The sequence below is a fragment of the Paenibacillus sp. J31R120 genome (assembly GCF_056269225.1).
In genome coordinates this window covers 297,168-312,763 of the sequence record NZ_JBWDNN010000004.1, presented here as the reverse complement: position 1 = coordinate 312,763, position 15,596 = coordinate 297,168, and the positions used below count along the sequence as shown (strand labels likewise).

Genomic DNA, 15,596 nt, shown 5'->3' with positions numbered 1-15,596 from the left:
TTGGGATTACAAATTCGCTAGCAATCGGGCGCGTATATCGGCTAACGTATGCACACGAACCAGCTTCCCGTCTACAAATACATCCTCCAGCAAATCCGTTCCTTCAAACTGATTATACTGCTCCATGCTAAGGTTATCGACGAAGGTCATTGTCCCGTCCTGCTCGATGACTCGGACCAAGCCGGTTTGCGATTTTTTCATCTTGTTTGTGTCGGTTGCCGGGTCCTTGTATATTTTGCGTTCTTCGCTGTCCACTACCGTAAACGTCGACTTTAGCGCGAATCCGAACGTATCTCGCGTATTGTATTGGTACGTAAACGAACCGATGCCGTACACCATGTTCGTCGAAGCAAAGCCCTTCTCGGCCAGCTTCTCGCAAATCTCCCGGCAGCGATCCAGCGTGATCGCATCGCCATAGATCGCTCCGATGTGGCTATCCAGCTGCTTGTAGCCGCGCTCGGTAATCGTTCCGCCAAAGATGTCCCACAGAATCTCAATGACTCCTTTGCGCGCAAACGGATGCTCCGAGTCAGGATCGCCGCACAGAATGAGGACGGGATCACCGCTGTCAGGACGGATGACAACTCTGCCATCCCGGCTCAGGATATCTTCCTTAAGCCCGCGAATGACGACATCCAGCACGCTCCACAAATCCCAAGTATCCGATACGATCGACACGAACCCGCTTGGATACACTTCCTTGATTAAATATCGGTACGAGGCCATCTCATCGCGCCCGTGCGCACACATGACGCTATGCTCGGTAGCCGGGATCGACGTGCCGACCAGCTCTGTCTCCATATTAGCATGATAGTGGTCTTCAAGATACAGAATGGCCGGGATCGTATCCGTACCGGTGAACGACAAGAGATGTCCGGCGCCGCTGCCCTTCGCCGCTTCCAGCGAGCCCATGCCGCGCATCGAGAAGTCATGTCCCTGGAACGGGACTCCCGCAGTATCTCCATTCGTACGCAGCGCATAGTCCTGGAGAATTTGGCGGTATTCGAATGCAAGTGTAGCGCTATTCGTCGGCAGCCAGAGCTGACACGACATTAAGGTTTCCAGATAGTTCGTCAGCCAGAAGAACTCCGGCTTTGTATTCTCAATGGTCAGCATCGGCACTTTGATCGGCACCAGGCTGCCTTCCTTGACCGCTTTGATGCGAATCGGCAAGTATCCCAGTTCATGAAGCTGTGCGATATGAGCGGCATCCGGATCCGCAACACCTAGCGTAAACTGAATGATCCGCTTGTATTCGCCCACTACCTCATCTTGGGTCCGGTTGAAGAAATGAAGATTAAAGTAATTGATCAGATAATCTTTGATAAAGGCTTGGAAGCCGAAAGCGACGACATGATCAATACCGGCTAAGCGGCTTGTTCTCGCCGTCCAGGTCGAATAGACGAGCTCCGTGCCCTTCGGATATTGGTTTTTATGGCTTACTTTATAGAAATCGCAAAGCAGTGTGGCTGGGTATACGTAAGTGTTGTTCATTTGTACATACCTCCGATTGGGAACATTTTGATTAGATCCGTGCTGGCCTGGCTTAATATCGTATCTGTCGTATACACCCGGTCGATTAAGCCGGATGCGAGAAGCTTGCCCTCGTAGATCGATTCCTCGCAATGGCTGACTAATAAATACACTTCCGAAGCGCCGAGCTCGCGCAGCCGTTCTGCGCTTAATACAAACGTGCCTCCATAAGAGCATAAATCATCTATAATAATAGCCTTGAATCCTGTTTCTCTGACTGTTCCGACAACATCCAGTTGCTCGATAAGTCCCGTCTGAAAATTTCTTTTCTTGAAACCAACGAGCTGCCTATAGCCGCCAAGCTTGCCGTACCGCTTCTGCGCTCCCGCATCCGGGAAGAACAGATAATCCTTATTTGTTTGAAAACCCGTCTCCTCTATCACCTGCTGAAGCAAATCACCTGTAGGATAGATAGCCTCGCTGCGATGAATGAGCGCCGTGGAGACATCCGAATGCGGCTCTATAATGATGACGCGCTCAAAGTTCATGGCATTAATCATTTGGGCTGTATATTTCAAAGTGAAAACGGAGCTGCCTTCGACTCGGTCCATTCGGCTGTATGGCATGTAGCTGATTATGAGTGAAGCCTTATGACGATGATCATCCAGAAAGCTCTTGACGAACAACAGCTTCAGCAAATCGCCGTCGGTCTCGTATTTGAAGCTGACTCGATTCTCAGACTCCGCAAGCTTCAATATTTGCTCACCATCCACCCGGGTTTCACCGTTCGGGTAAGTCATGAACGTCAGCTGCTCTCCATTTAATGCGATCATGTTGATCACGCTCCTGCGGTTAGTTTTGACCTCTTTTAATAACCTCATATTGATATTATCATAATGACATTATTGAATGTTGTCAATGGTTTTAGCAAGTTCATTCATGGCTGGAATACAAACTGCGCAAGACCTATCCTTCCGATCGCTGTTGTGCCCAGATTCCTTGAACAATGTTATAAGGGGGAATCCGGGCACAAAGGCGAACGCTATCGCTTCTCCAGGATAGGTCTTGCTCCGTTTGTCTCAGCCACGTACACTACATTAAAAACCAATAAACCTATTTGGACAATTGTGACTTAGTCTCCACTGTCTTGTTGAAGGGATGCCTTGATCAACTAAAGACTAAATGAGCAAGACTTTCCAGCCTTATCAGCGAGCCTGCTCGCCCACCAGCTTCCAGTCAGAAGCCGTATAATGGCCCATATGCCATAAGGAGACACCCTTCAGACCATAGAATTTGGCTAGCCATATTTTTTTGGCAATGCTTTGTGTGTCTTCATAGTAGATCAAATGAGTTCCCCGCTCATCTGCAAACGTAATCTGGTTCAATAAATGCGGCATCATCCATTGGCTCTTCACACCAGGCATCGCCAGACGCTTCTCCACGTCCTCTATGGACGGCCTGAATACCTTGGAAGTTACGCCGTCCGCTGTCATCCACTGATTGGCCTGCTTCGAAATCCCCATGACCAGCTTCTCCTTCGGGATGGATTGCAGGGCAGTCTGAACCGTATCATTCACAAGCTGCAACGGCGCCGAAGGAAGCTTGCTCTCGCTATGCGTGAAATCATAAGCCATCAGGATAACGGAATCGGCAACCTTGCCGATCGTGGCCAGATCATAACCCTTGTAGTAATGAATCGGCGGAACCGCAACGGACAAGGTGTACGACGATCCCATCTGCTTCTTCACATCCTGCAGAAAGGCAACGAAATCCGCGGCGCTGTCCGCTTCCTTCAATCCTTCAAAATCAATGCTAACCCCAGTGAACGAGTAAGCTGGATTGTTAAGCGTCGCGACCAGAGACTCAATAAAAGCGGTCTGCGCAGGCTTATCCTTCAAGAATTCTTTCAAATTCGCATGATTGTAAAATACCATCAGCTCCTTACCAATCTGATCGGCCTTGTTCAATACTTCTTCATACCCTTTCGGTATGCGGTACTCTGTTGTTCCGGTATTCAACTTGGCAGCTCCCGAACCGCTATATTCCAGATTTGACCAGCCGAGAATGACATCAGCAAGCTTATCCATATGCTGAATGGCTGGATAAGATAGAAGTGCATAATAGCCTGTAAAATCAATCTTTCTCCCCGATACACGCTTGTCGATCAAGCGGTAAATCACCGCAGCAGCTTGCTTGCGGATCAGAGGCTCCCCAGGCTTAAAGCCCGCAGCGTCCCCCTCCATAATGCCACGATGGGCCGCATAATAGACATAAGGCTGCATGGCTTCGCTTATAGCCTCCCGATCCTTAAAGCCGCGGGTATCCCGCTCCTTCTTCCAATCCGCGGACAGCCACTTCTCGCGCGTCTCCGGCTTCTCGGCATCCAGCAGCGACTGGCCAACCAACATCGCCACTTCTTGTCTCGTAATCGTCTGCGCCGGAAGGAAAGCCCCCTTCTGATCCAACAGACCACCCAGCCATTCATGCTCAAGCGCTGCCGAGATGTAGGTTGCGGACCAGCGATCTTTGGCAACATCCGTTGGCAGTCCCCCCGCAGGAGCAGCCGTCTCCAGCTGACTAGCCATGACCAGCAGTTTTACAAAAGCCTCTCTGGATAGATCCACATTCGGACGATAGGTACGATCCTCGTAGCCATTAATAATGCCAAGCGCCGACAACGTATAGATTGCCTCCCTGGAATAATCGTTTTCTTCATCCTTAAATGGCAGCAGCTGAACATTGTACGCGAATACGCTATTAGCCCATAACAGCACAAGCGCCATAGTCCATAACGCTGTTTTCTTGAACATATAATCCCGTTCCTCCCTATCATTCTAAAATCTATCGAACCTAATCACTGTCATGTAATAGACGCAAGTCTATTCTAAGTAGTTACAGGATTGGAAAAATGAATAGAATAATAGACTGGTGAACGACTCATAATTGGGAGATAGCCTTAGCTTTTACGAAACTCAAAATCCTTCAAGACCGCATGGCTGGCTATGATCCTGCTTAGTTGCTGTAACACTTCGGGCTTGGCTAATACGTGACCGTTGCGATTCAATAACATCCACCGGAGAATGCCCAGCGCTTCATAAAGGTCAAGCTCCTGCTGCTGCAATTCATGCGCTGCTGTGGTATAAGCTGAACGAAAATGAAGGGCGTGCTGCTCTGACAGATAGAGCCGAAGCAAAAAATACGACCAGGCAAAATCATATCTGGGGTCTCCCAGCTGAGCGTTTGTCCAATCTATTACTGTATAGCGTTCACCGTCCTCCACAATATTTTCCGGATGAAAATCCCCGTGAATAATTCGGTCCTGTTTCATTTGAACCTTCGGAAGAATAGATTGAAGTGCAATGGCAATATCGACATGACCGTCTAAACCTTGAAAGTGGTAGCCGACAAAATCATATTGAGGCAGATTCAGCCCTTCTATGTCATGCGGATTAAGCAGATGCAGCTCCCCCAAAATTCCGGCAATCGCCGTCATCTTCTCTGGATTCAGCGGGTCAACAGAGATGCCATCATAAGTGGTGAGCAGCGCATGCGCTCCGTCAGAGGCTATGCCCCAACCGAGGGGCCGGGATACCGATATGCCGCGTTCGAACAATACGCTAAGCAGCCGATATTGAAACGACACATCTGGCCTGGAGTGCTTATTCCATATTTTCAGGATATAGCTGCCGCATGCATCCGAATGAAGCCTCACAACCTCGGCTTCGAAGCCTTGTTTCATAGGAGATGTTATAAAGGCGTTGTTTTGTCCAAGTATGCGCTCCAGTTGTTCTGTCTTCTCTACCCAGTCCATAGCCGTTAATACATCTGCCATTTGAAACCTCCTAGTTTTCTTTGTAATGGGACGTATCTCCGTATAACTCCACTGTTATCTGATCATCTTCGCATACAACCTTGCACAAGGCTGTCGAATGAACAATGGGAGGCAGCCACAAATTAGCCAGCTCCCGGCCTTCGAAGAAGGCCATGATAACTTTCAGCGTAGCGGCATGGGTCACAATCAGGACGTTCTTCCCTTCATTAGAGGCTATAATATCTTGGATCTTAGGAATCACGCGCCGCTGCAAATCATGGTAGGACTCTCCGCCATTGGTCGGCACATACTGATGAGGGTTGTGCCAGGAATCGAAATAGTCGTCTGGAGAATGAGCCTCGATGACACTATTCCACTGACCTTCCCAGCTGCCCATAGAGATTTCCTTCAAATCATCTTTCGGCACAATATCGATTGTTCGATCACGGCGCAATATCTGGGCTGTCCGAAGAGTCCTTGGACTGGAACTGGCGTATATCACATCGAGCGATATGCCGCTCATCGATTCGCTTAGCCAAGCGGCATGCTGAAGGCCCAGCTCAGTCAACGGTGAATCCTGGTGCCCTTGCAGTCTCTGCTCAATATTCCATTCAGTCTGCCCGTGCCTGGTCAAATAAAGGGTCGTTTTCATAAGCTGCCTTCTTTCTATGACAGGATAATTTTTTTAAATATAAGGTGCGTAATCTTGTTCGAACGACTTTTTTGTCTCTTCGTAGGTTGGAATGCCTAGAAACTCAATTTTGCCGATTTTCAAATGCAAAAAGTCGTCATTAAGTATCTTTATACATTTTTCAATTTCTTGCATGTCCCATGCCTTTGAATATTTTGAGAACATAGAAATATATACAGGCTTATGTCCATGTTCATTAACTGGAGCATCATGCTCGACCTGATAAGCGAGGTCCTCCTTATCTCGAGGATATATAAAAGAATAAGACACTTCGCCGCTTCCTTGCAAAAAGGATTCTATCTCCTCATAAAACTCTCTATTATTCTCCCGATCAAGCTCATGCTCCAACATATGTCTTAAACATGGCTCCGTCGATAGATCAAAATAACCCAGCATTACGGTTTCCCCCTTGTCCGCATACAACGAAATCTCGTCATTGCAGCTCTTCTCACAAAAACCATATACACCATACCAGAATAGAAAATGACGCACGTGGACATATACGGTTGTCATTGTTGTTTACCCTCACCTTCTTGTTAAATAACGCTATTCCCACCATACCATAAAGCTAAATTGCCTCCCACATCATTCCTTTTGCATTAAAAGCCCTCTCCAATAAGAGAGGGCTGCACAAGCTGCTTAATCATGTTTATTCAGTTGATTCCGGATCATATTGGAGGAATACATCTCTGCCTTCCATATGTGAGAAGTATATTAATTGTCCATCCTTCCAGAATCGGGTGTGCACGGATTCTATATTTTCACCTAGCACAACTTCGGAGAGTACCTGTTTTTTTTGACGCTTCAGATCATATACAACGATGTCTTCATTCCCATTAATCAACATCTCTACTGCCACATATCTCTGCTCCGAGTCCATGATCATGAGATGTGTCGTATCTGCCTCTCCTAGCGATGTAATCTCCGCAAACTTCTTGGTGCCTGACTCATACTTCAATAGGTCCATTCGACTCTGTTGCTGCTTCTGCCGGTTAAGCGTAAAGTAGACATCCCCTGTTGTTTCCTCATACACCAAGCTGTAAATATCTCCATTGCTCCAATCCCCTTCTACGGGTAAGTCCTTTAGCGCAAATATGAACTGAGAAGCGTCATTATCGGCTGTTCGTGTAACCTCTCCATTGGAGATAGAGATGACATGATTGTTTATTTCCTCCATGGCATCAATCAAATATCCGCTGTCGCTTTTGGACAGCCAATAACGAGTGGATTGAATCTCATAATAAGGGTCTGAGTAAGATAAATACGTATTGGCATCTACATATGTCTTTCCGTTCTCTTGGCCACTGTTTAAAATCCTGTATCCAACCTGGCGAGGGCTTGTTCCTTTCAGATACCCCGGATCATAGCTAAAAAAGCTATGGGCAAAATCTTCATCCCGGTAAATTAGCGCTTGAATGGATCCAGCTACTACCTCTTCCGGACCAGCCATCTTATCAGAAACCTCGAATTGCATCAGCTTTTTCCAGACTTCATTAGTATGAAACACTTTGTAGACAAATAATTGCCGGCTGTCGTTGCTCCATACAGGTTCTTCAAAGGTATAGCGCGGCTGCTGCTTGCCTTCAATTAGCTGTCCGGTATTAGGGTCCCACGCATCAGCCAAGCTATTGCGGGTCACTTGCTTGCTCGTCTTGAAATCGGAGTCCGCTACCCAGATGTCCTCAAGCGCAGGTTCTCCTTGGGATTTTTTAATGTATGCTATATAGGCGCCGTCATTCGATATAGCCGGATACCGCCCTGAATCCAGCACCGCTTCTTGCCCATTGTCCAAACTTTTGCTCATAATTTTATTTTCGCGCTCGAACAGAATCGACTTCTGATCAGCCATATATGACGGGTATGTTCCAACCGCAATTTCCTTCACAGAGCTATTCTTAAGCTCAAGCTCCATAATTTGGCTTGTCGCCTCATAATCTCCCGTCTGCACAAATAAAATCTTGGAACCGTCCGGCGACCATGCGGGAGTCTCCATTCTTTCCTGTGATGTGCTTCTCATAAGCAGATCGCGGCTACTATTGCTTTCGATTTCATATAATCTTAAGCTTCCATCCTCTACATAAACCAGTTCATTGCCGCTCGGAGATACCCGAACAAATTCAATATTGCCGTGAATTAATGGATAAAGCCCCTTTTTATCATAAGCGTATAGTCCTCTATCCTTAAGTGGAAGGTAGACGATGCCGCCATATTCCGCCATGCCCGAGCTGTTCTCCTCTCCTAATTGCTCCAATAAGGAAAAGGTTTGGCTAAAATGCAGCGTTGCCGCTTCTGCCCTTGGAACAGAGCTGTTGTTAAACCACATGTTCCCTGCAATAACCAAACAGAGTATTAGAGCGACGGTGCCTGCCCATAAGCTGCGAGTACGGCGAGAACGTTGCCTCCTTACAGACCTTTGATTAAATGATCGGCGGAGTTCCGCTTTTAATTGCTCATTTACGGGAAGCTTGCTCTTGAAGTCCTCCATGAGCACATCCAGCTCCTTGTCGTTCATTTCAACACCTCCATGCACTTGTTGATCGACAATGCCATCTTTTGTCTAATCCGTTGAACCTTTGTTTTAAGCCACAGCTCCGCTTTGCCGATCACTTGGCTTATCTCGGAATATTTCATTCCGGCAATATATTTAAGGTTGATCATTTCGCGTTCATCCGGTGCGAGTGCGAGCAAGGATTGCTTCAAGCAATCATGCTGAAGATCGATGGTCTCCATAAGCTCGCTTATGTGGGTGTACCCAAGTACTTCAGGATCATGTCCGTATACCCATTCTTGTTTCTTGCGGTAATGATCGATTACCGTGTTGCGGGCTATAGTGAACAGCCATGGCTTCACTCGCCCCTCATCGACCGGTCGATTTCGATAATGCTGAAACGCTTTTCGAAATATTTCGCTCACGAGATCATCCGTGTCCCATCTGTTTCCGGTTTTATATAGCACGAATCGATAAATATCATCAAAATACTCATCGTAAACAGCAACGAATGGATCATTCACTTGCCTGCACTCCCCTTCCATAAGTATTAACGGCACCGACTCAAAAAAGTATCAATGACTATCCAAACATAATAAAAAAAGACCCCGCTAAGGGTCTGCGGGGACATAGCTGCCTCTACAACTATTTCACTAGATAGATCTACCAAAGCAGGAAAAATGATTATATAATAGGATATCGATATCATTAGAAACAAGACTTTCGCCTCAGATTGATAGGTCTTTCTCCATTATCGTTGCACGATAGTCCAGGGTCGAACCTCTCCTTCTAGCTACTGCTGGTTTCAGTGAGATCTACTATAATTAAGGAGACTGGACATGAAAAAGGTAACCATCATTTCGCTAGCGGCTATTGTATTGATAGCCTGCGCAGCAGGCTTCACGATTTGGAAAGTCAACAATGACAAAAAGAAAAAAGAGCTTGCTGTTTTGGCTGACATCGCCGCTATTCAAGCTCAAGTTGATTCCCTCTATCAAGACTCACAAAAATCAAATCTGGCTGATGGCACGGACAGCACAAAAATAAATGCGACAAACGAGTTGTTTGTCAGCTATCAAGGAAAAAAACTTTCCGCTGAGGCATCGGTGTTATTGGACCAGGCTGCTCTGGATATGAAATTTGCAGATAAGATGTTTGCTGTCAAACAGGAAATTGCGGGCATCTTTGATGCCAATGGCGCAGTGAGCGAATCTGCCGATGTGGCTCCTTACAAAGAAAAATTGGATGCCTTAAAGGCAGACAAGCCTGCTTTTGTCGATGATCAATTGCTAAAAATTACGGATGCTGAAGCTCAAATGGAGCAAATTAACGCGACAACCCAGACCGTGGAAGCACTGTTCGCATCGCCTGAGAAATCTGCTATTAAAGAGGCACTTACTCAAAAAGAAATCGACGATGCAAAAGCAAAGGTCGCAAGCATTAAACAAGAAACCGCTAAAACTACATTATTAGCCTCTGTTCAGAGCGCAGATGAGTTATTGCAGGCAAAAATAAAAGCCGAGGCAGAAGCGAAAGCCAAGGCGGAGGCTGAAGCCAAGGCTAAAGCTGAAGCGGAGGCCAAGAAGGCTAAGGAATCCAAAAAATCGAGCGGTTCATTCGACATTTCAGAGTGGGTGCCTTACAGTACAGGAGATCCGGCTACACTGTTGAAAAATTTATTGTCTGGCGATGTGGTGGAATATAACGGGCAATATTATGCCTCACCAAGACTGTTTAATATGCTAAAGAATCAAGAGGTTGTTTCTATCACCGAAATATCCTCAGAATAGATCTCTAACGATACATTGAAAAGCGGCAAATCCAGACGATCTGGTTTGCCGCTTTTATTAAGTTGAACATTATCTTAACGACCTCTTTTCCCCTTCTATATTCACTCAATATTTTACCTGCCCGCAACTAACACACAGCTTAGCATTAGGCGTTCGCAGAGGCTTGCCACAATTCCCGCATGGGGGACCGAATAAAGAAGTTCGATGATGCATGATCGCATTATGATGGAGTCCCGCCACACCGGTCAGCCGTTCATATTCCTTAACAACAGGACGGAATCTCTCATCCATAGAAAGCTGACCCATCGACAATCCATGCTCTTCTCTAAACTTCTCGCCATCCTTCATAGCCTCGCCAAAAAGCTGATGAATACGGACATATTCCTCTTCATCCAGCATAGGCATATCGCTTTTGCAGCGCCAGCACCACATCATCTTCATACAACTATCCCCACACTTTCGAGAATTCTCTCATACATTCAGACTGTCCTATGAACTATTACTACATCCATTAACAAAATCCCTCCATTTGCGAATATCATCCTGCCTTCTCATAACCATCTCATTTGACGCAAAAAAGAGCAGCCTCTTTATGGCCGCTCTCTAATTCAATCATTTAAACTACCCTTTAACCGAGCCCGCTGTCAGCCCTTTCACGAATGACTTGTAGGTAAAGAAGCCGATTAGAATAGGCACGATTACAACCATCGTACCTGCCGCCGACATTTTGCCCCAGAAAAACCCTTGCTGCGTCATGAACTTGCTCATATATACCGGCAAGGTTGCAGATTGGGTGGCGGTTGCCGTTACGGCAAAGAAAAACTCATTCCACGTTACAACAAACACCAGCAGGGCGGATGAGATGATGCCGTTCTTCACAAGCGGCAGCATAATCTTGAAGAAAGTACCCGCTCTCGAACAACCGTCTATCTTAGCCGCTTCTATAATTTCACCGGGAATCTCCTTAAAGTAGGTCGTACACATCCAGATCATCAAAGGAATTCCCGCTCCTGTATTCAACAAAATTAATGCAAACTTTGTATCCAACAAATGAGCTTTCGCCAACAAAATATAGATAGGAGTAATCACGGCAACCGCCGGCAAAAAGATGGTGGTAATAAACCAGAAGTAAATGCTATTCGCTTTTTTGATACCGGAAAAGACTAACGCATAGGCGGCAAGCACGCCTAGAACAGCCGATACGATAACTGTACCGAAAGTAATTTGCACAGAGTTGGATAAATATTTGAAAAATTCGGGAGTGACAACAGCCCGATAATTGTCCAATGTCGGTGTAAAGCTTAAGGATGGAACAGCAACCTGGCTTTCAAATTTGAAGCTGGACAGAAACATGTACAACATCGGGAATAGCCATAACATTACGATTACATACGCCATTGTTGTCAACAGATTTCTATTCAATCGTCTACTCAATTTCCTCACCGCCTAGACTATGTTCATATATTCTTCGAGTTGTTTTTGTTCATAAATCCATAAAACCGTTGGACAACAATAAGCGTAAGAGCAACGGTAACGACTGCAATCGCAGCGGCAGTCCCCACGTTCCAGTCATAGAACAGCGCCTTGTACGAATAATACGGCAAATTGCTTGACGAGCTGCCCGGACCACCGGATGTCGTGACATAAATCAAACCAAATACCTTCAAAATATTAATTAATCCTAGTGTCATAGCGACATTGATGTGATCTCTGATTAAAGGCAATTGAATATGCAGCAGCAGCTTCCAGCCTGTAGCCCCGTCTATTCTTGCGCTCTCCAAAATTTCTGACGGCATGTTCTGAAGTCCCGACATAATGATAAGGAAGAAGAACGGAGTCCACTGCCAGATAATCAATAACATAATCGTGAGCAATGCATATTTGCCGAAGAAATCTATGGGCTCGAGCCCCAGCGCATTGGAGATATAATAATTGAGACCAAGCGACGGGTTCAGCATGAGCGTTTTCCATATGATCCCGACTACAGCTTCCATCACAAAATAAGGAATGACAAACAGTGTTCTGAGCAGGTTCACGCCCTTGAACTCACGATTGAGCATCAAGCCGAATAATATGCCAAGCACGGTACAAATCGTTAGACCAACGACCACAATGAGCAGGGAATTTAATATGACCTGGTAGAACTGGCCATCCGTCAATATTTTCTTGTAATTGCTGAATCCAGCGAAATTTATACCCAAATCGGGTCTCTTGACGTTCCAGCTAATAAAGGAATAGATGATGGTAAGGATAAATGGAATCTGAGTGACAATTCCTACAACAATGAGTGCCGGAAGAATTAATAATTTGCTCTTATCGCCCTTTGTAGTCATGATTCTTCTCCTCTTGTCTATTAATAAAATTACTGGTACGTACCTCGCACGTACCAGTAATTTTGGAGAGTGAAGTTCTATGGTTTACTTCGCATATTCTCCCGCAACCGCTACATCCGTCAGTACCTTTTGTCCTTCTGCCAATACGGCGTCAATATTTTTTTGACCGACTAGATAAGAAGCAAGCAATTGTGCGATTTGTTCGCCCCATGATGAGTATTCAGCCATATTCGGAATGGAATTGCCTGTGTACGGTGTTTTATTGATAGCGGGATTAAAGAAATCCACCTTCAGGATCGCTTCTTTCGTAATGTCCGCAAAATCACTGGCTTTCTTATAGTTTTCATTGTCATACGTGGATACGCGGGTGCCGGAAGGCGTGCTTTCCCAGCCCTTCTTCTCGCCTACAAGGTTAATGTACTCCTTGCTTGTCGCCCAAGTTAGAAACTGGAATGCCGCTTCTTTCTTCTTGGAGGAAGCGTTAATCGCTATGCCCCATCCGCCAATCGTATTGGTCGCATCTTGCTTCACTTGAAGCGGCGCCATGGCATAGCCGATTTTCCCCGTGACAAGGGAATCCTTGGAGTTGGCAAGCGTACCAGCCGATACGCTGGCGTCATACCACATGGCCGCTTTTCCAGTAGACATGAGATTCAGAGCTTCTGTATAACCTGTCGAGGTTGGTCCCGCTTGTCCGGCATCAGCCAAAATCTTCTTATAGAATTCGATCGCATTTTTCATCTCTGGTGTGTTGAATGTCGCCTTCCAGTCCATATCGTAATATTGCGCCCCGAACGCATTGGCGATTGAGCTGAAAATAAACATGTTTTGTCCGCTGCCAGGCAAGCCTCTTAGTGCAATACCGGCAATGCCTTTATCCTTGTCATGTGCCGCTACAGCCAGCTCATACACTTGGTCCCATGTTGGATTTTCAGGCATCGTCAAGTTTTTCGATTCAAAAATCTCTTTGTTGTAGAATAGCAGAGTTGTCTCTGCATAGAATGGCAGCGCTCCCAATCCTTTCGATTCAGAAGACAACGAGTCTCTGACTACTGGAAAAACATCCTCCAGGTCATAGTTCTTTTTGTCCTCCTCGCTCATGCCATTCAGCAATCCATCCAGCGGCTCTGTCCATCCATTGTTCAAATAAACGGCTGAATCCTGAGCGCCGATTGTAAATAAATCATATTGCCCGCCGCCGAGGCCAACATCCTGCGTAATTTTTGAGCGAATCTCATTTTCAGAAAGAACGGTATAATTCACTTTGACGCCTGTTTTCGCTGTAAACTCGGAAGTCATCTCTTCCATAATGACCATGTCGTTGTTATTGACCGTAGCGATGTTCAGCACGACTTCTTCATTTGCATTTTTGTCTTTGCCGCCCGAGCATCCGACTAACAACGTCCCTGCCAAAGCCACAATCGAAATCAAACTAATGGCATACTTAAACTGTTTCTTCATACATAGACCCTCCATTATATGAAATAAGAACAACTTCATTATGCTTTGCTTCCCCGGCTTGTCTCTGTTCTCACTCCTTCAATGACTACCCGTAGTGGGTTTCAATGAAATCAATAATGTCGAGCGAGTCCATATACTTCTTCACAACCATTAATCCGGCCCCTTCCAACATGCCGCCTTTTTCATAGCTGGAGAAGCGAATATCAATAGAGTCCACGATTTCTTCCGGCAGGTCATAGCTTAAATTAAGCTTTAATTGCGCCAGCAATTTGGGCGAGCTTACAATCATATCGCCGAAAACAATCGTGTCCGGGTTCAGGATGTACAGAAGATTTTTGATCCCGTAGGAAAGAAACCAAGCCATCTGATTCACTGCCCATACGGCCAGCTCATCGTCCTTCTCGTAATAATGATAAATATCGCTTATCGTAGAATGCTCATGCAGCTGCGAATGGGGAAACTCATGCAATCTCTCTTCCACTGACCGAATCAGATTCATCGGAGCCGCATACCGCTCCAAGATGCCTACCTTATTGAATTCATTTCGTTTGGCATTAAAGTTGATCCCCATATGTCCGATCTCGCCTGCGATTCCGTTCTTGCCGCGGATCAGATTGCCGTCAATGATGATGCCTCCGCCAATACCGTCCCCCAAATTGAGGTACATCATAATGCCTCTGGTAAGACCTGTTTCCTCTACATAGTCTCTCCATTCTCTTAATGCAGATACGTTGGCATCATGGTCGATAAAGACGCTCCATTGTGGATATTTGGCTTGAATTTGCTCCTGAAAATCGACCTTCGAAAGCTCCGGCATATCATATACCTTCGCAATTGTGGTGTGATTAAAGGTCATGAGCGGTCCGACGATCGCTATTCCGATGCCTAATACCTTCTTGCCCTCATTCTTGACGATCATTTGGTCAATTCCCTCGTAAATAATCGCCAATATAGAAGCTACAGGTGTCGTCTTATCAATTCTGACCATGCTCTTATGCAGCACGGCCGCGTGAATATCGCACAAGGCGAATTCAATGGCATCGCGGTTAATCCTTACAGCCACTGTTGCCACATCATCCAGAGTCAGTGTTATTCCTGTAATTTTGCGCCCATTATCCGATAATATCGGCCCTTGCTCCTTAACCACGCCCATCTCGACAAATTCATTCACGATATTGGTTATGGTTGCTTTATTCAATCCGCTCTTCGCCGCCAGCATCGATCTTGAAATAAGTCGGTGTCTTAGCAGCAAATTCAGTACCAACCCCCGGTTGGCTCTTTTCACTTCATCTATATTTTGCGCTCGTTTCATTTGCCCTCCGTTCTGTTTATTATATAAACTATTTTGGCTCAAAAAATTTACATGATTAACTCTTTTCTGTTCGACAACTTGAATATATTACACACTGGAAGCGTTGTCAACACCTTTAATTCCTTTTTCATACGTAAATATACCGATTATTTTGTCGAATTAAGAAGAAATGATGAATCTTCAATTAATTTTTTTCGGCCTTTATAGTTTACATGATAAACTTTATAATTTATGATA

Annotated in this window: 14 protein-coding genes; 1 reads left to right on the top strand and 13 read right to left on the bottom strand. The window is 45.7% G+C overall.

What is annotated here, in order from left to right:
* Nucleotides 1–6 precede the first annotated feature (6 nt).
* The 8 genes from AC0YNW_RS16930 to AC0YNW_RS16895 form a co-directional block, all read right to left on the bottom strand.
* The gene (locus AC0YNW_RS16930; RefSeq protein ID WP_475832926.1) at nucleotides 7–1,494 is read right to left on the bottom strand and encodes a nicotinate phosphoribosyltransferase; all 1,488 of its coding nucleotides are present in this window, start codon (nucleotides 1,492–1,494) and stop codon (nucleotides 7–9) included.
* Nucleotides 1,491–2,306, bottom strand: coding sequence for a ribose-phosphate pyrophosphokinase (locus AC0YNW_RS16925; RefSeq protein ID WP_475832925.1), 816 nt, complete (start codon nucleotides 2,304–2,306; stop codon nucleotides 1,491–1,493). Before AC0YNW_RS16925 ends, AC0YNW_RS16930 begins: the two co-directional genes overlap by 4 nt.
* Nucleotides 2,307–2,678: 372 nt before the next feature.
* Entirely contained in the window at nucleotides 2,679–4,283 is a 1,605-nt protein-coding gene (locus AC0YNW_RS16920; RefSeq protein ID WP_475832924.1) for a glycosyl hydrolase family 18 protein, read from the bottom strand.
* Nucleotides 4,284–4,429: 146 nt separating this feature from the next.
* Nucleotides 4,430–5,305, bottom strand: a complete 876-nt coding sequence (locus AC0YNW_RS16915) for a phosphotransferase family protein (protein WP_475832923.1) — start codon at nucleotides 5,303–5,305, stop codon at nucleotides 4,430–4,432.
* 10 nt (nucleotides 5,306–5,315) lie between these two features.
* Nucleotides 5,316–5,936 (bottom strand): histidine phosphatase family protein, encoded by a 621-nt coding sequence (locus tag AC0YNW_RS16910; RefSeq protein ID WP_475832922.1) that lies wholly within the window; start codon nucleotides 5,934–5,936, stop codon nucleotides 5,316–5,318.
* Between the two features lie 33 nt (nucleotides 5,937–5,969).
* Nucleotides 5,970–6,371 (bottom strand): hypothetical protein, encoded by a 402-nt coding sequence (locus AC0YNW_RS16905; RefSeq protein WP_475832921.1) that lies wholly within the window; start codon nucleotides 6,369–6,371, stop codon nucleotides 5,970–5,972.
* Nucleotides 6,372–6,624: 253 nt separating this feature from the next.
* Nucleotides 6,625–8,487, bottom strand: coding sequence for a TolB family protein (locus AC0YNW_RS16900; RefSeq protein ID WP_475832920.1), 1,863 nt, complete (start codon nucleotides 8,485–8,487; stop codon nucleotides 6,625–6,627).
* Complete coding sequence (locus AC0YNW_RS16895; protein ID WP_475832919.1) at nucleotides 8,484–8,987, bottom strand: RNA polymerase sigma factor; 504 nt, start codon at nucleotides 8,985–8,987, stop codon at nucleotides 8,484–8,486. Before AC0YNW_RS16895 ends, AC0YNW_RS16900 begins: the two co-directional genes overlap by 4 nt.
* A gap of 315 nt (nucleotides 8,988–9,302) precedes the next feature.
* Between AC0YNW_RS16895 and AC0YNW_RS16890 the strand changes: the two genes are divergently transcribed.
* Entirely contained in the window at nucleotides 9,303–10,253 is a 951-nt protein-coding gene (locus AC0YNW_RS16890) for a toxin Cry1Ac domain D-VI-related protein (RefSeq protein WP_475832918.1), read from the top strand.
* Between the two features lie 105 nt (nucleotides 10,254–10,358).
* Here the strand turns inward: AC0YNW_RS16890 and AC0YNW_RS16885 are convergent, their stop codons facing one another.
* The 5 genes from AC0YNW_RS16885 to AC0YNW_RS16865 all read right to left on the bottom strand — a co-directional run bounded on the left by AC0YNW_RS16885 (nucleotide 10,359) and on the right by AC0YNW_RS16865 (nucleotide 15,359).
* Nucleotides 10,359–10,694 (bottom strand): hypothetical protein, encoded by a 336-nt coding sequence (locus AC0YNW_RS16885; protein WP_475832917.1) that lies wholly within the window; start codon nucleotides 10,692–10,694, stop codon nucleotides 10,359–10,361.
* Between the two features lie 180 nt (nucleotides 10,695–10,874).
* Nucleotides 10,875–11,687 (bottom strand): carbohydrate ABC transporter permease, encoded by an 813-nt coding sequence (locus tag AC0YNW_RS16880; protein ID WP_475832916.1) that lies wholly within the window; start codon nucleotides 11,685–11,687, stop codon nucleotides 10,875–10,877.
* A gap of 23 nt (nucleotides 11,688–11,710) precedes the next feature.
* Complete coding sequence (locus AC0YNW_RS16875) at nucleotides 11,711–12,586, bottom strand: carbohydrate ABC transporter permease (protein WP_475832915.1); 876 nt, start codon at nucleotides 12,584–12,586, stop codon at nucleotides 11,711–11,713.
* 84 nt (nucleotides 12,587–12,670) lie between these two features.
* Nucleotides 12,671–14,047 (bottom strand): ABC transporter substrate-binding protein, encoded by a 1,377-nt coding sequence (locus AC0YNW_RS16870; protein WP_475832914.1) that lies wholly within the window; start codon nucleotides 14,045–14,047, stop codon nucleotides 12,671–12,673.
* A gap of 85 nt (nucleotides 14,048–14,132) precedes the next feature.
* The gene (locus AC0YNW_RS16865; protein ID WP_475832913.1) at nucleotides 14,133–15,359 is read right to left on the bottom strand and encodes an ROK family protein; all 1,227 of its coding nucleotides are present in this window, start codon (nucleotides 15,357–15,359) and stop codon (nucleotides 14,133–14,135) included.
* Between the last annotated feature and the right edge of the window lie 237 nt (nucleotides 15,360–15,596).

What these genes read in the sequence shown, in the direction of transcription:
- AC0YNW_RS16930 (WP_475832926.1), bottom strand. Translation starts at nt 1,494, where the DNA reads ATGAACAACACTTACGTATACCCAGCCACACTGCTTTGCGATTTCTAT.
- AC0YNW_RS16925 (WP_475832925.1), bottom strand. Translation starts at nt 2,306, where the DNA reads ATGATCGCATTAAATGGAGAGCAGCTGACGTTCATGACTTACCCGAAC.
- AC0YNW_RS16920 (WP_475832924.1), bottom strand. Translation starts at nt 4,283, where the DNA reads ATGTTCAAGAAAACAGCGTTATGGACTATGGCGCTTGTGCTGTTATGG.
- AC0YNW_RS16915 (WP_475832923.1), bottom strand. Translation starts at nt 5,305, where the DNA reads ATGGCAGATGTATTAACGGCTATGGACTGGGTAGAGAAGACAGAACAA.
- AC0YNW_RS16910 (WP_475832922.1), bottom strand. Translation starts at nt 5,936, where the DNA reads ATGAAAACGACCCTTTATTTGACCAGGCACGGGCAGACTGAATGGAAT.
- AC0YNW_RS16905 (WP_475832921.1), bottom strand. Translation starts at nt 6,371, where the DNA reads ATGCTGGGTTATTTTGATCTATCGACGGAGCCATGTTTAAGACATATG.
- AC0YNW_RS16900 (WP_475832920.1), bottom strand. Translation starts at nt 8,487, where the DNA reads ATGAACGACAAGGAGCTGGATGTGCTCATGGAGGACTTCAAGAGCAAG.
- AC0YNW_RS16890 (WP_475832918.1), top strand. Translation starts at nt 9,303, where the DNA reads ATGAAAAAGGTAACCATCATTTCGCTAGCGGCTATTGTATTGATAGCC.
- AC0YNW_RS16885 (WP_475832917.1), bottom strand. Translation starts at nt 10,694, where the DNA reads ATGAAGATGATGTGGTGCTGGCGCTGCAAAAGCGATATGCCTATGCTG.
- AC0YNW_RS16875 (WP_475832915.1), bottom strand. Translation starts at nt 12,586, where the DNA reads ATGACTACAAAGGGCGATAAGAGCAAATTATTAATTCTTCCGGCACTC.
- AC0YNW_RS16870 (WP_475832914.1), bottom strand. Translation starts at nt 14,047, where the DNA reads ATGAAGAAACAGTTTAAGTATGCCATTAGTTTGATTTCGATTGTGGCT.
- AC0YNW_RS16865 (WP_475832913.1), bottom strand. Translation starts at nt 15,359, where the DNA reads ATGAAACGAGCGCAAAATATAGATGAAGTGAAAAGAGCCAACCGGGGG.